The organism is Flavobacterium covae (assembly GCF_001534645.1).
GTDB classification, from domain to species: Bacteria; Bacteroidota; Bacteroidia; order Flavobacteriales; family Flavobacteriaceae; genus Flavobacterium; species Flavobacterium covae.
This window is the reverse complement of the sequence record NZ_CP013992.1, coordinates 142,920-157,587: the sequence shown is the minus strand read 5'-3', so window position 1 is coordinate 157,587 and position 14,668 is coordinate 142,920. Positions and strand designations below refer to the sequence as shown.

Genomic DNA, 14,668 nt, shown 5'->3' with positions numbered 1-14,668 from the left:
AAACATTGTTATGGATTGATTGTCCATGATATATAATATTGTTTTCCTATCATACCTGCTCCAGGTACTTGAATATAGTCTTTACCAAACAAGTTAGTACCTCCAACTTTTATAACCGATTTCAAAACAGGAATAGTTGTATTAATTTGAGCATCGTATACGTAATTTTCAGGAACATACGCATCTATCATTGTTGATTCCCATAAATATTTAGAATTATAACGTGCGTTTACGTTAAAGCCTAAACTTTTCAATATGTTTTCTCCTCCAAAAGAAGCTTTTACACGATGTTTAGGCGTATTAAATCCAGCTTCAAAATCAGGATCTAAACTATCATCGTATCTAAAATCAGAATAATTATAACTTGCACTCAAATTGAATTTACCTATTTTACGACTGGCTCCTACGCCTACTCCTAAGGATGTTACTTGTTTTTTAGAATTTGTATAAACTTGAAATGGTCTAATATCTCCATTTTGCAAAGCTGATATTGCAACTGGCAAGTTCGTTTTTGCATCACCATATAAAGGTGTTACTACATTTGAGTTGCTAATAAAATCATTGTAAATGTTATAGTACGCATTCAAATCAAAAGAAATCTCTTTAAAGATTGAACGATATCCTACTTCAAATGCTTGTACTCTTTCAGGTTTTACAAGGGAGACATCTGCCACCTTTAAATCTGCTGGATTTAATGATTGTTTAAAAGCTCCTACAGAAGCTGTAGTAAATGATCTAGTATAAGCGTCACGTCCTGTTATAGTAACCAAACTACCGTTTGAGTTTAATTTAATAGTTTCCGAATATTTATCTAAGTTATCTGGAGCTGAACCGATTAAGGCCAAGGGACCTATATTTAATCCTATATATTGATCTTGTGTTGTTGGATTTCGGAAGCCTGTTTGGTAGGAAACTCTAAAATTATGTTGTTTTTCTTTTCCTCCAGCATAGGATACGGACAATCTAGGAGAAATATTTCCATTAAAGTTTTGCGACTTATCATAACGTATAGATGCTGTAAGCTTTACACGTTCGTCAACAGCTTTTTTTTGAATTTGTGTATACACCCCATATTCATCGTATGTAATAGGTTTTCCTTGTTTATCTGTAAAAATAGACCCCTCTGATTCCATCGTATATCTACGAAGAGAACCTCCTATTTGAATTTCTGCGAATTTGATTAAATCTTTTAAATTATAGTTCAAATCTCCATGATGTATTCTGGAACGATCTACTAATTTAGCTCCCTTACTTAAGTCTGCATTTGACAATACTTTTGTTAAGGCTTGATTAAAATCTGCTGTTCCTGGTATTAAACGAGGATTTCCGTTTGGAATAAGTGGAATTTCAAAAGGGGTATTATTATCTGCAAAAGCACGAGCTCTTTTATCCGCTTGATCTGCTGGCAGACCTAATAATGTACTTGACAACACATAGGCAGTTCCATAATCTGTAAACCAAGCTTTATCTGATTTTGCTTCTCTATTTACATTCCAAGCTGCAAAACCCAAATTGTATGAATCACCTGCATTTTCTCCTGATCTATAAACACGAATGAAGAAGTTATCTCCTTTTACTTCAAATTTAATTTGATCCATAAAGAAATTTTTTAGAGCATAACGATTTGCTCCTTGATATAGCGTATTTCCGATTCCTACCTTATATTGTGCTATTAATTCAATATTTTTAGCAAATTCAGAATCTGTATTTACCCAAGGTCTTAAATGAATTGACGCATCAAATTTAGCACTGTTAATTTTACCATCTGATAATTCTCTCTCTGCATATCCTGTACGGCTTACTTGTCCGACATTAGGAATAAATGTACTCACTTCGTCTCCATAAGTATTTAATCCGTCATAATTTCTATTTTTTTCATGCCCTATTCCTCCTGGTGTCAAACTACGTCTATCATCTGCCATCCACTCTGTTGCTTTCATATAAGAAAAGTTGACTTTAGCGGCAAAGTGATCTGTAAACTTTTTAGCGGCTCTGATACCTAAATCAAAATAATTATTTGTACCTGCTACATCTTGTGTTGTTTGACCATATTTAAAATAAGTAGAAAGACCTTCTTTAGTAAAAGGACTACGACTATTCATAAACATAATCCCGTTAAATGCGTTTGCTCCATAGAGTGCTGACGAAGCTCCTGGCAAAACCTCTACACTTGCCACATCTAAATCAGAAATACCAAGAAGGTTACCTACTGCAAAATTCAGTGCTGGTGATGCGTTATCCATACCATCTACTAACTGCATAAAACGGGTATTTCCGATAGTAGCAAAACCACGTGTATTAACGGATTTAAAATTAAAACTAGAAGTATTAAAATGAACATCTTTTAAATTCTCTAATCCTTCATAAAAAGAAGCGGCGGCTGTATTTTTCACTTCTTTTAACCCCATTCGTTCAATAGTTACTGGGGATTCTAAAATTCTCTCTGGAGCACGTGACGCTGAAACGACTATTTCATTTAAAGAGGTCGATTGTTCAACTAGAACAAATTTTATTTTTTGTTCTTTTGAATTAATAGTTAAGACTTGACTAGAATACCCCATCATAGAGACTTCTAAAGAAAAGGGAAACGGAGCATTTGTTTTTAATGTAAAATTGCCATCAAATCCAGATGATGTTCCCGATGCTGATCCTACGATCTTTACATTTGCACCTGGTATTGGCTGATTTTTATCATCAGTCACACCTCCTGTTATTGTATTTTGCGCAAAAGTGAGCACGCTAAAAAACAATGTTAAAATAGAAAAATAGACTTTCATTCGTTGAAGGTTTTGATTGGTTTATAGTCAGCAAATTACAATATTTTTTTTTGAAAAATTAAACAAAACAACAAAAAAGTATAATTTTTTTATTAACTATTATAAACATTATGAAATCAAAAAAACTTTAAATTTGTAGCCTTTTTTAAGTTTCACAAAGAATGTATAAAAATTAAATATTTCACTTCAAAACTTTAAGTTGCTGGATTTCTTTTTTACATTCTTGATAATTGTTGAAAAAAATAGTCTTACTTTTTATTTTTGAACTATCTTTAGCTCCAATTATGGGATAGGAATTATTACCAATAAAAATGTTTTGAATCTAAAAAAGCACTTCATTTTTCATTTTCAATTTAACGAAACTACATCTGTAGGAAAAAATTTTGCATCTTTTTCATCTTCATCACAAAGTCTATTACATAACCTAGTTTAAGATTGTTATTTTTACACTTTAAAATTTTGAGTAAATTCTTTTTAAAATAAAATGCTTTATCCTACTGTACTAAAAAAACTAGAGTTTTACTGTTCTTATCAAGAAAGATCTCATAAGGAAGTTAGAATCAAATTAAAATCTCTAAAAATAGAGGATGAATTAATAGATGAATATATTGTCTATCTAATTCATCATAATTATTTAAATGAGGAACGTTTTGCATGCGCATTTGCTAGGGGAAAACATAACTATAAAAAATGGGGGAAAATACGTATTAGTAATGAGTTAAAATTACATGGAGTATCTAGCTATATTATTAAAACGGCTCTTAGAGAGATAGAAGAAGATAAATATGTACAAAATTTTAATGAGTTAGCAGAAAAAGAGTGGCATAATACAAAAACAATTGATCTTCAAAGAAAGAAACGAAAAATAAGTGATTTTCTTTTTAGAAAAGGCTATGAATCTCATTTAATTTTTGAAAAAATAGAAGCTTTATGTACTTTAGATTGACAATAAAACGCTTACTGCATTTCCTCCAAATCCTACTGCATTAACTAATACTTTTTTAATAGTTTTAGGCCTATTGGAAATATTTAAATAAGGTATTCCTATAAAATATTGAACTTGCATCATCAAGATTGCCATTTCTATACTTAATAAACCCGAAGTTCCAAAAGTATGTCCTAATTTCCACTTATTAGTTGTGAGTAAGGGCTTATTATTTTTAAAAATTTTTTCTATGGCTTTGTATTCTGATGAATCTCCTTTAATGGTTCCTGGTGCGTGCATAACAATAACATCAACGGCATCTAAAGAAGTATCACCTAACGCCATTTTCATTGACTTTTGAAAACACATTGCCTCTTCTGAAATAGATATGTTATGCTGTAGTTCATCTGTTGCAAATCCAACTCCTTCAACATAAGCTAATGCACTAACTGTTTGATTAGCATCTAAACAAATAGAGGTAGCTCCTTCTCCCAATATCATGCTATTTTTAGTTTTTTGTAAATCAAATGCTCGACATGGATACGCTTGATTTTCTTTAGCATAGATTTTTAGTGCATTCATTTGTGCAATCGTAAAATCTGTCAAAGGAGCTTCACTAGCGCCTACTAAAAACTTATCCATCATTCCTGCCTGCAACCAAGCTACCCCATTTAATAAAGAGTGTAGTCCTGTAGAACAGGTTATAGAATGTGAAATAGCCAATCCTTTATTCTTCAAATCATGTGCTACCCAAGAAGATATATTGCCCAAGGTAGTTGTAGGAGAAGTAAGTGTAGGAGTAATACCTGTTTCTAAAAAATCTTTATGATAATATTCAAAAAGTTGAGTTGCTCCTCTTGATGAACCTATATTAATTCCAAAATTATCTTCTTCTTTCCAACCTGCTTGTTTTACAGCGTTACGAGAAGTTAAAATTGCCATTAAAACAGTTTGATCTAATGCTTTATATTTTAAATCGGATTGTCGTAAAACCTCTAGTTCAACTTTACAATCTTTAGGTATTTTAGCTATATATTCTTTTTTATTATTAAATTTTTGAGTTGTTATACAGGTAGAATCTAATAAATAGTTACTCCAAATTTGTTTAGGTTGATTTCCTAAAGCTGACATAGAAGCTACAGAAGTGATGGCTATTTTTTGTTTCAAAATATAAAGTTTGGGCAAAGTTCGCAAAGTTTTTAAAAAAACACTAAAAAACTTTTTATTTTAACGTGTATTCTGTGAATAAAACCTTTTCTTAATAATTATCAAGAGTGTGGTTTTTCTATTCTTTTAAATTTCTACAATTCCTTTATTTAAAACCATCTAGACCTATTATAGTTCTGTCTTTTTTGAATTCCCTTTAGAAATCCTAAAAAATCATCTACAAGATAAATTTATTATAGAAAATCTCAAATAAAATTCCCAGCTAACGATACCGTTTTTGAAAGAAGTAACCCGAACGCATCCAGTCTCCATTTGTATTATAAACAAGCTCCATAGTTACTATAGCTTTTTCTTTTGTATTGATAGCATTTACATAAACTTCAAAAGATACTCCATTTATCTTAACATCTTTTGCAACTGTATGATTTTTATTTCTTCCCCAATGGTAATTTAAACCTTGAAGAACTAAAATAAATAACTATCTCATAGTACGTTTCATATAAAATATATGACCTTCAAAGCATTTACCATTAGGCTTACATCCTAATTTCTCTAATGTGTCTTTTACGTATCCTTCTTTTTGAATTACTACATTTCCACATCTTTTAAATTGGAATTTATCTTCTTTATCTGTTATTGAGATATTAGTGCTATCATCTAAATCTGTCACTTTTACATTTTCTAAAGGTTTCTGATCTTTTTCATCTAATATATAAGCATAGTCTTTACAGCTAAAAGTGACAAAAGTTAGAAATAAGAATAAACTGATATTGATTGGTTTCATATTTATAGAATTTTAATTTTGGTCAACCACAAAAGACTTAAAACATCACGTTCAGAAGCTACAATTAAATTATAATCACAATTTGAAAAACTAGGGTCATCTTTAAAATAATGCATTAAATTAATTTGGGTATTATTTTTTTGTACTATATAGCTTTCATTTCCATTAGCATTTTGAAATATGGAGGATGAACCATCGTGGGTAAAAGATAACCATGTACCTCCATATTTTCTTAAAATAGTATGTCCAAGTTCATGTGCAGAAGTATACTGAAAGTCACTATCTAATTTATGTTTAATTGTTTCTAAATATCCCCAAGAATTAACGAACCAAGGCTCATACCAGTCTAAAATATTAGCTGTTAGGGCAAGTAGTTTAATTTTTTTTAGAATTTAAGTATTGATCAAGTAAGCTTCCTTGCTTGCCTTCTATAAATCTTTCTCCAACGTAAACGGTTTCTCCTGTAGTCCCATTAATAATATAACAAGTGAATTTTAACGTGTTAGTTTTATGATTAGTCCAAATTTCGTATAAAGGTATATTTAAATGCTTTTTTTCTTCATACCTGTTCATAGAATGAATTTGTTTCACGTCATAAATATCAACATCGTACTGAGTTTTCATTTTTTTTTCTAAATCTTCTATCGAGAATTTATAAGGTAAATCTAAATTAGTTTCTTTAATTAGTTTTCCTGTTTCATCATATTCTTTAATAGAATTAATAGGGAAATTATAAAAGTCATTTCCTTCAGCAACAAGATTTAATTTATCATTATACACAAATGTTTGGGTAGATGGTTTATTCTGCTTTTTTATTTTCAATATATAACCATTATTATTCGGAAAATATTGGATCATATCTCCATTCTTTTGAATTTGCATCCCAGTTATGTCATCAGTTGGCAAATCTATATATTGATTTACATCAAATTTTTTCATATTATTAATTTCTGTGTTTGATTTTATTTGGCTCCTACAAGATATAAAGATAAAAATACTTGTAATTAATATTATACTTCTCATTTTGCATTTTTTTTAATAATTTCCCATTGCCATTTCCACGTTGTTTTTCTTAATACTCCATTATAGCTCATAATGTTATCTGTACCATGAAGAGAATCTGTATGTGCATGTTTGTATGCAAATTTTTGATTTGGATTGGTAATTACACCATCTTTATGCGCATGGAATAGACCCAATCCGTGTAAACCTTCGTGACTTAATGTTAAATCATTTCTACCTTTAAATAAAACTAAATTTTTAATCCCAATTTCTTGAATTTGTCCAGCTGCATTATCATAAACATCATCAGCAATCACAAATACTGTAAAATAATCGTTGTATTTGCTATTCCCCGGTAATGCTAAAAATTTGGTACGCATATCTTTAAAAAAATGAGGAACTTTATCAGTGGCACCACTTCTATAATCCTCATTATATTTACCTCCTAAGTCAAATTTACCACCTCTACTATAATCAATATCAGTTGTTAAATCAAATGTCAATATATTTCCAGATGTATCTTTATCTTCTATTTTTGGAAAAATTAAAGATTGGTATAATGAATTTCGAAAACTTTTTTTCTCCGAATCTGTAAAAATTCCTAACTTAATATTTGTTAAACCTCCTAATAAATTAGTTCTTACTTGCACAAACACAAACTTTTGTTCTTTAATATTTTTCACTGCATTTTGTCCTGTTGTATTCTTATTAGGTAATACAATAATCTCGCCAGCCAATTTACGGGCAAAAATTTGTTCAGCTACAGGTTTTGCAAGTGTACCTTTAGGGTAAACAAAAACTTTTATTTCTTGTTTTGTTGTAAATCCCTCAATACATTTTATTTTTATAGTATCGGCTGTGGCTTCACGTTTTGCTCCAAGTGCTTTGTCGCTGATTAATACAGGATTTGCATCGCTTCCGTCTTTGCCATTTATTTCAAAATAACGTTTGTCAAAAACTATTCTTATTTGGTCTGGTGCATCTGTACCACCTACTTCTACTAATGTGCGGAGTTCTGCTTCAAAAGGAGGTTTTAGCATACCCGTAGGGACTGTTGCTGCGTCACTATACGGTTTGGGGAATAGGTTTAGGTAAGGAACAAAATAATCTTTTGTAAACGGTGCAGTTGCTGGTCTAGGAATTATATCAATAGGTATTTTATTGTATTCTTTTTGTAGTGCCTTAAAGGCTTCGTCTTTAGATTCGTATTCAGTGTTTGCGTCTCTATGTGGAGCTCTGCCATTAGGGGCTTCATAACCATTTTCTAAACAATCGTAGTACTTAGCTTCTGTTGTTAAACTATTATCATCTTCACGCAACCAGTCAAAACCAAATTGTCCGGTATAACTGCCGTCTTGTTTTGTTCTAAACTCAACAATACATTCGGTGGTTATTTTGCTAACTGTAGGAGCAGTTCCTGGATTTCCGTGTGTAATTCCTTGTCTTGCCGTTATATTAACACTTCCTTCTAAAGAAGTTAAAGTAATAGGTCCTTCAGAATAAATGTTATATTCACCTCCAACAATTTCTGTAATTTTCCCTCCAACAATTCTAGTTCTACTCATAATTAATATTGCTTAGATTTATTAGCTGAATTTATTTGAACTTCTTCGCCTGAATGTTTATTTAATTTTTTTGTACTTGTTATATCCATTCCTTTATCTGAGCTAACGGAGGTCTTGCCTTTTTTAGTCTCACTATGCACATCTCCTTGAATAACTTCCGTCAACTTACCTGTTACTATCGTCATCATATCCATTGCAACTGTAGTATTTTTCATGGCTCCAATGGTTTCGTTTTTGTAAAGTTTTTTGGCGCATTCACACTAATATTCCCTTGTCTATCCATTGTCCAAGTGTTGCCGCTTGGGACTTCAAGGTGAATGCTACCTTGTGCGTCGTTAATGATGACTTTACATCCGCTTCGCGTTTGTATTACTTTATTGTCATTTCCGCCTGTTTCATAACCAGAAATTTCACTGTCAATGTACATTGCTCCTAGTACTAACTGTTTTTAGGTGTTGTTATTTCTTTATTTTTAATGAAGATTTTGAATCCAATACAATAAAAGAATCTTCCCCTTTTATAATTTGATTATTTACTGTAGCATTGATTTTATAAAAAATAGTATATCGTCTTCCTAAAGTAAATGATAAATGGGTAGTGTCTCTAATTGATTGTATATTTTCAAACTTATATTTCAAACTATCGTTTATTGTTAAAACAATATCCGAATTTATTTCTCCTTCATTTTTGAATTTTGGAGTTAAATATAATATTTTTAGGGATTTATTGTTTTCAATAATAAAATCAGAATTTTTAGATTCAACTATTTTGAAGTTACTTCCTTTTTTGTATTTAAAAAAGTCAATTTTTAAAGAATCTTCATCAGAATCCCAATTTGTTATCATTATAGAATTAAAAGAATCGTTTATAGTTTCATAATTATCACAACTTAATAAAATAAAAAAAATGATAAATAATAAAATTTAATATACCTCGATATAACCATAATAGTTGGATTTAAAAGATTTAACTGAAATTCTGTTATTACCCAAAAGAAAAACACTATTTTTATCCCACATTGGTTTCCCTTTTTCATTTTTGTAATCCACAGGGTTATATCCCCACGTAAAAATTCTAAAAGTTAACGAGTCAACATCATCTAATACTGACGTTACTTTTCCATTTTTATCATAAAACTGTAAGCGACCTTCATAAACTACCCAGTGTGAATCATTTCCAATATCTACAAGAGAGTTGTAACTCGATTTGTTATCAATCATATCGGCATCAATCATCATCAAGTTTGTATGCCCTAATTTATGACTTTTATCAATTTCTATTAATTTTTCTAAATCACTATTTGAAAAATAATCGTGAACTCTTACTGTTTATAATCCTTTTTTAGAATTATTTGAACTCCTCCAGAACCTAATTTACTTACACGGTTATTTATTTTGTAGCTTTCAATCAAACACATATTTTCTTCTCTCGTCCCTATCATTACTGTTTTTGTTAAAATTCTTATATTAGAAATGTCGTATTTTAAGGAGTCTAATAAAATAAGTCTATAGTTGCCTTTTGATACTATTTCCTTATCTAAAATAATACTCATGCTACCATAATATTCTTTTATTGTTTTTTTATCATTATAAGTGGAAAATTTAACTATTTTAAAAGAATCTATTTTTTTTGAAAATAATGAGTCATATTTGTATAATTTGATGTCTTCTTTCTTGATTTTATTTTCTCCCCAATCTTTTATAATTATTTCATTATTTAATTCTGCATTATCACATTTTCTTTTTTCACTTTTGCAAGAATTAATTATTGCCATTAAAAAAAACATTTTAATTATACTTTTATATTCCATTACTTTAACTTTAAATAACCATAATAATTACTTCTAAACTGATTTTTTGTTAATCTAATTTTTCTCATTGGTAAACCTGATGTTGGATTCACAGAATCATTTCTTAACTCTCCCCAAGTAAATACATTGAAGTTTATATTTGTTACATTGTCATAATCTGACTCAGGTTTTAAACCATTAAGAATTTCTAGTCCACCTTCATATACAACCCAGTGATATTCGCTGAAATCATCTAATGAATAATCATCTCCTGGTTTGTAGTCTACCATAGTTCCGTCAATAAGTAAGCATATTTGATATCCATTTTTAAAATCTACATCAATATCTTTCTCAAGTATTCTTAATTTTTCATCAGAACCAAAAAAGTCTCTCAAATACGATTTATTAACTTTATAATAATCCATTTCAACATCTGTGTAACCCAAAAGGTTTTTTCCTAGAGGCTTCATTAGCGTAGGCCAATTTATTGCCTCTGCATCTTGCCCTTTTTTACCTTTATACAATAATTTTCCAAAAAATGAACTTTCTTTGCTCCTCACACAAGTTAAAGTTAACCAATCTACTTCTGGTAATTTAGGGTGGTCTTTATCTTTGTAGGGATTTACAGAGTACATTTCAATAGCATTCTCGTGTGGTTTCACAATATATTTATTGTACTTATATTCGCCAGTTCTGAATAGTTCTTTAGCTAATTTTTCGTAACCTTTCCCATCTTTTTTTGCTAATAAATAAAATAAGCTTGCCATTCCACATAGTGAGGTTCCACCTTGATCAATTCTCCACGGTTCTTTTGCTCTTGCTTCTGCTTGCTCATAAACAACCATTTTATCAAACCATTTAAACCTATTATGTTTCCAAACTTTTGTTTCTCCTTCAGTTTTAAATTATTCTATTCCTTTATAGGTTATACCATTAATTTTTATATTAGAATAATCAAAACAGCAATTAGCATCTCCTAAATAGCCAAACATTCCCCAATGTCCACCATCTGAGCTATATCCAAATCCAGAAATTTTATACAACTTTTCTCTCTCAAAAACCTCAACAATATCAGTTTTAAGAAATTGATTAAAGGGTATATTGAAAATAAAATATCCGTTTTTATTTTTAACACCAGTTTTTAAAGTAACTGAATCAATAACTTTATTATCTCTCAGAAGGACAATTTTTAATTCATTTATATTTTTGGCAGTATTGTTTTTTATACAAAACGAAGGTTTATCTGTAATTACCGAGGTATTTACACATTTGCTTATATCTTTTTTTTGTCTTTTACTACTTGTAGAAGTTTGATAAAAGAACCATAAAATGCCACTAATTATTACAGCTAAAATTAGCATAATAAAATATTTTATTTTTTTCATTTTACCTTAATATATCCATTAAAATTATTCATAAAGTGAGTTTTTGAAATAGGATTTTTTAAGTAGCGATGTTCAGTATTCTCTACCATTCTACCAGATTTTTTATCTAGGACTAATGGAATGTCATTGTTTGGATTGGTTCCCCAACTATAAACTCTGAAATCTAACATTTCTACATTTTTTCCTTTTTCATTTAACATATTTATAGTTTTTATTTCACTCTCTAGAACTACCCAATGTAAATCTAAAGATTTAAAATCCCAAACATCATCAATTAAGTCAGAATCTATCATTAAAATTAATTTATATCCTGAATTAAATTGATTATTAATATTTTTTATTTTTTCTTCAATATCAAAGGAAGTATAAATAAGCGGAGCAACAGGATTATATATCCCTTTTGTTATAACATTTTTATAACCTAATAACATTTCACTTAAATTGGTCATTAAGGGTGGCCAATTAATAGCTTGAAATTGTTCATTCCCTCCTTTATAATCAGGATTATCTGTATTTCTAGTTCCTGCCATTGTTACATAATCAACAAGAGGCATACCTCCAGTATTTAACGGAAATCCATTTTTATTGACTTGTTTTTCTGTAACTTCTTTGCTGGGCTTAGAGGTATAACTATTAAAAGTTGCTTCTCCTGTTCTGAACAATTCAAAAGCAAATTTTTTATAGTCATTTGGTTTTTCCTTAGCAAATAAATAGAATATGCAGGCCATTCCGCACAAAGAAGTTCCTGCTTGATTAACTTTCCAAGGCATTCCTTTTGTGGTTCTCTCTTCCATTTCTTCTTCTAGCACCTCTCTATCAAACCATCTAAACCTATTATGTTTCCAAACTTTTATTTCTCCTTCGCTTTTAGGGTCGTCAATATAAGCTCTAACATAGATAAATCTGTCACACATATCCTCTTCATTCAAAGTAATTTTAACAATGTCCCCTGTAACTTTTAACGGTACATCTATCCATTTATTTTGTGAGTATTTTGGACTATGGTAGCGCATTTGCCATTTGGTTAGCCTACGAGTTAAAGGTGTTTCATTATCATATTGTGTGACTTGAAACGTATATTCTTTTCCAAAAATCATTCCTAGCTGAGTACCTCCTGATTTATCATTCTTTGAACCCAGATCTAAATTTGTAACTAGTTCTACTTTTTTTACTTTTCCTTGGTTTAATACTATTTTGGGAGGCTCTATTGGCGTTTTATATGATGTGCCTTTTTGGGCACAGTTAATAGAAATCTTTATATTTATCTTTATTAAAGTATTCCATTGTATCTTTTTTTGGATTGTTAGTGTTTTTAGCGTAGGTCATTTGTCCTTTACAATTCATCATTAATAGTGATAAAATTGCATTAATTATCAATTGTTTCATTGCACATTTTTTTTAACGATTTTCCATTGCCAGTGTAAGGTGCTTTTTCTATCTTTCCTGTAGCTCATTTAATTTAAAAAAACGGAAATCAATACTTATTTATTAACATAATAAAGAGTATGATTATCATTATTATTATTGTAATTATTGAAATGCTTACTGGAAATAGCCAAACAGAATTTCTTAGATTTGAAACATAAAAATATGCTAAAATCAATATAATTATATTAACCCCTGAAAAAATAATAAATTCAATAAAATCTGATGGAATTTTTGAACTTTGATATTTATGCACATACCAAAGTCTTACAATTGATAATAATTGAAATATAAATATTATAAACGGAATAACTTTATTCATGATTTTTTATTTTTTATAAGCCTCGAGAGATCCTCCCGCAATTTTGTTTTCTTGTCCTTTTTCTATAGGATAAATTTTTTCAAGCAACACATTTTCAAGGACTTTTATTGAAACTTTCAAGTCTTTCCATTCTTCTCGGTGTCGTTTAAAAACTAACAATACAATTTCAGAAGCCATAGTTGCCTTCATAGCCTCCTTTGATTTTCCTTGCTTGTCAGGCTCCCCATGTTTGTGAGAATCTTGTGCATCATAGCCCTGAAATTTAATTATTTCATCTTTACTATTTCTCTGCACATGCGATAATGAATATGAATCTTGTACCATATGCAATATTTTTCCTATTTCAAATAAACCATCATCACCTTTCCTCTTAATGGCTTCAGTAAACCAAATTTTAGCCTGGTTAAGAATTAAATTTCTAACTTGTTCATTGGTGTTTTTACCTTTTGGTGCCATTGAATGCCAAAATTGTTTACTTCCATTGTGACTTTCGTAGGCAAGTGTGCCCTTCTTATCTAAATCTCGCCAAGTTCGATAGTAACACGTTTCAATATTGTTACTATTACAAGGAACATCTGGCCATGCACATCCTTCATCTAAACGATAGTCATAAACAAATCCTACCTTCTTAGCCGCTGTTTTTGTAATCTCTTCATGGATAGCACCACCACCTCTAATTTTAAAAAACTCTACATTTATTTTTTCACCATTTTTAAGGGTTACCAAGCCATGGTCGTCTAAATCATCTTCAATGAAGATTAGATCTTTTGATTTTTCTTCTCTTGATGGATTATTACTATCCACTTTTCCTTCAAAATCACGAATTTCTCCTTTTGAATTTTTAATCTTAAAAGAAGCATAATTAAAATCCTTATTTAATAAATTATTATATTTTATAAAATCAGCCGCAAAAATTGTTCCTTCATCACCAGACGTTTCTCCACCAATATCATCATAATAATTTCTTAAAAGATCCTCAATGTAATGTCCTGTCTCTTCAAGCATTACTCTAAATAATAACCAATTTTTTTTTGAATCTTTTTCCGCTTCAAATATTAAATTTTCATTTAAGTAAACTGTTTTTTGATGATAAAAACCTAACTCTGATTCTGAAAGTCCTTTTTTAGCTTTCCAATTTAACTTTGGGACAGATCCATTTTTTAAATTTTCCATCAATTTCTTAATTGAAGAATGTTTAATATCTTTCCCAAAGATCCCTTTTATTCCAGCAACAAATGGTTTTGAGGTTATATAATCAAAAACATCTTTACTGTTTAAATAAGGGGGCTTTAATATTCCTGTGTTTTTAAAATATAAATCAGATTCTATAAATACTACTTGTTCTTGTGACTCAATTTTAAATTCTGGAGGATCTTCAGGCTTCCCATAGCTCACACCTTTTTCATCACCTTTAAAACTTATAGATTTAAGTGAATTTAATACTATATCTTCTTTGGCATACCAAATATCATTTCCTTTTGTTGTCTCTATAATTTTTCCGCCAACATTTCTTATCCTAGTCATTTT

Annotated in this window: 15 protein-coding genes; 1 reads left to right on the top strand and 14 read right to left on the bottom strand. The window is 29.8% G+C overall.

Features of this window, described 5'->3' with window-relative positions:
* Positions 1-8: 8 nt before the first annotated feature.
* Positions 9-2,777, bottom strand: a complete 2,769-nt coding sequence (locus AWN65_RS00705; RefSeq protein ID WP_060381400.1) for a TonB-dependent receptor — start codon at positions 2,775-2,777, stop codon at positions 9-11.
* A 484-nt stretch (positions 2,778-3,261) separates the two neighbouring features.
* On the opposite strand from AWN65_RS00705, the gene AWN65_RS00700 reads away from it, so the two are divergent.
* Positions 3,262-3,723, top strand: a complete 462-nt coding sequence (locus AWN65_RS00700) for a regulatory protein RecX (protein ID WP_060381399.1) — start codon at positions 3,262-3,264, stop codon at positions 3,721-3,723.
* Here AWN65_RS00700 and AWN65_RS00695 read toward each other — a convergent pair.
* From AWN65_RS00695 to AWN65_RS00635, 13 genes are all read right to left on the bottom strand, one after another.
* Positions 3,715-4,869, bottom strand: a complete 1,155-nt coding sequence (locus AWN65_RS00695; protein WP_060381398.1) for a beta-ketoacyl synthase N-terminal-like domain-containing protein — start codon at positions 4,867-4,869, stop codon at positions 3,715-3,717. The two genes, AWN65_RS00700 and AWN65_RS00695, sit on opposite strands and share 9 nt — an antisense overlap.
* Before the next feature lie 478 nt (positions 4,870-5,347).
* The gene (locus AWN65_RS00690; RefSeq protein WP_060381397.1) at positions 5,348-5,653 is read right to left on the bottom strand and encodes a hypothetical protein; all 306 of its coding nucleotides are present in this window, start codon (positions 5,651-5,653) and stop codon (positions 5,348-5,350) included.
* Positions 5,654-6,028: 375 nt separating this feature from the next.
* On the bottom strand, positions 6,029-6,676 hold the full coding sequence (locus tag AWN65_RS00685; protein WP_060381396.1) for a hypothetical protein: 648 nt from the start codon (positions 6,674-6,676) through the stop codon (positions 6,029-6,031).
* Positions 6,673-8,220 (bottom strand): hypothetical protein, encoded by a 1,548-nt coding sequence (locus tag AWN65_RS00680; protein WP_060381395.1) that lies wholly within the window; start codon positions 8,218-8,220, stop codon positions 6,673-6,675. Before AWN65_RS00680 ends, AWN65_RS00685 begins: the two co-directional genes overlap by 4 nt.
* A 2-nt stretch (positions 8,221-8,222) precedes the next feature.
* Entirely contained in the window at positions 8,223-8,435 is a 213-nt protein-coding gene (locus tag AWN65_RS00675; protein WP_060381394.1) for a hypothetical protein, read from the bottom strand.
* Positions 8,436-8,678: 243 nt separating this feature from the next.
* Positions 8,679-9,065 carry a hypothetical protein gene (locus tag AWN65_RS00665; protein WP_060381392.1) on the bottom strand — a complete coding sequence of 129 codons (387 nt, stop codon included), beginning with the start codon at positions 9,063-9,065 and terminating at the stop codon, positions 8,679-8,681.
* A 78-nt stretch (positions 9,066-9,143) separates the two neighbouring features.
* Positions 9,144-9,461 carry a hypothetical protein gene (locus AWN65_RS00660; RefSeq protein ID WP_201025134.1) on the bottom strand — a complete coding sequence of 106 codons (318 nt, stop codon included), beginning with the start codon at positions 9,459-9,461 and terminating at the stop codon, positions 9,144-9,146.
* Between the two features lie 80 nt (positions 9,462-9,541).
* A complete protein-coding gene (locus tag AWN65_RS00655; protein WP_123862011.1) occupies positions 9,542-9,994 on the bottom strand; it encodes a hypothetical protein in 453 nt (150 codons plus the stop codon).
* Positions 9,995-10,029: 35 nt separating this feature from the next.
* Positions 10,030-10,854, bottom strand: a complete 825-nt coding sequence (locus AWN65_RS00650; protein ID WP_060381389.1) for a hypothetical protein — start codon at positions 10,852-10,854, stop codon at positions 10,030-10,032.
* Between the two features lie 60 nt (positions 10,855-10,914).
* Complete coding sequence (locus AWN65_RS00645) at positions 10,915-11,370, bottom strand: hypothetical protein (RefSeq protein ID WP_123884601.1); 456 nt, start codon at positions 11,368-11,370, stop codon at positions 10,915-10,917.
* 20 nt (positions 11,371-11,390) lie between these two features.
* Complete coding sequence (locus AWN65_RS00640) at positions 11,391-12,491, bottom strand: hypothetical protein (protein WP_060381387.1); 1,101 nt, start codon at positions 12,489-12,491, stop codon at positions 11,391-11,393.
* 145 nt (positions 12,492-12,636) lie between these two features.
* Positions 12,637-12,780, bottom strand: a complete 144-nt coding sequence (locus AWN65_RS14870) for a hypothetical protein (RefSeq protein WP_158447568.1) — start codon at positions 12,778-12,780, stop codon at positions 12,637-12,639.
* Positions 12,781-13,147: 367 nt separating this feature from the next.
* The gene (locus AWN65_RS00635) at positions 13,148-14,665 is read right to left on the bottom strand and encodes a zinc dependent phospholipase C family protein (protein ID WP_060381386.1); all 1,518 of its coding nucleotides are present in this window, start codon (positions 14,663-14,665) and stop codon (positions 13,148-13,150) included.
* Between the last annotated feature and the right edge of the window lie 3 nt (positions 14,666-14,668).

Bases quoted from the DNA above. Each gene is read 5' to 3' on its own strand.
- AWN65_RS00705 (WP_060381400.1), bottom strand. From the start codon at position 2,777: ATGAAAGTCTATTTTTCTATTTTAACATTGTTTTTTAGCGTGCTCACT.
- AWN65_RS00700 (WP_060381399.1), top strand. From the start codon at position 3,262: ATGCTTTATCCTACTGTACTAAAAAAACTAGAGTTTTACTGTTCTTAT.
- AWN65_RS00690 (WP_060381397.1), bottom strand. From the start codon at position 5,653: ATGAAACCAATCAATATCAGTTTATTCTTATTTCTAACTTTTGTCACT.
- AWN65_RS00685 (WP_060381396.1), bottom strand. From the start codon at position 6,676: ATGAGAAGTATAATATTAATTACAAGTATTTTTATCTTTATATCTTGT.
- AWN65_RS00680 (WP_060381395.1), bottom strand. From the start codon at position 8,220: ATGAGTAGAACTAGAATTGTTGGAGGGAAAATTACAGAAATTGTTGGA.
- AWN65_RS00675 (WP_060381394.1), bottom strand. From the start codon at position 8,435: ATGAAAAATACTACAGTTGCAATGGATATGATGACGATAGTAACAGGT.
- AWN65_RS00665 (WP_060381392.1), bottom strand. From the start codon at position 9,065: ATGATAACAAATTGGGATTCTGATGAAGATTCTTTAAAAATTGACTTT.
- AWN65_RS00655 (WP_123862011.1), bottom strand. From the start codon at position 9,994: ATGGCAATAATTAATTCTTGCAAAAGTGAAAAAAGAAAATGTGATAAT.
- AWN65_RS00650 (WP_060381389.1), bottom strand. From the start codon at position 10,854: ATGGTTGTTTATGAGCAAGCAGAAGCAAGAGCAAAAGAACCGTGGAGA.
- AWN65_RS00645 (WP_123884601.1), bottom strand. From the start codon at position 11,370: ATGCTAATTTTAGCTGTAATAATTAGTGGCATTTTATGGTTCTTTTAT.
- AWN65_RS00640 (WP_060381387.1), bottom strand. From the start codon at position 12,491: ATGATTTTTGGAAAAGAATATACGTTTCAAGTCACACAATATGATAAT.
- AWN65_RS14870 (WP_158447568.1), bottom strand. From the start codon at position 12,780: ATGAAACAATTGATAATTAATGCAATTTTATCACTATTAATGATGAAT.
- AWN65_RS00635 (WP_060381386.1), bottom strand. From the start codon at position 14,665: ATGACTAGGATAAGAAATGTTGGCGGAAAAATTATAGAGACAACAAAA.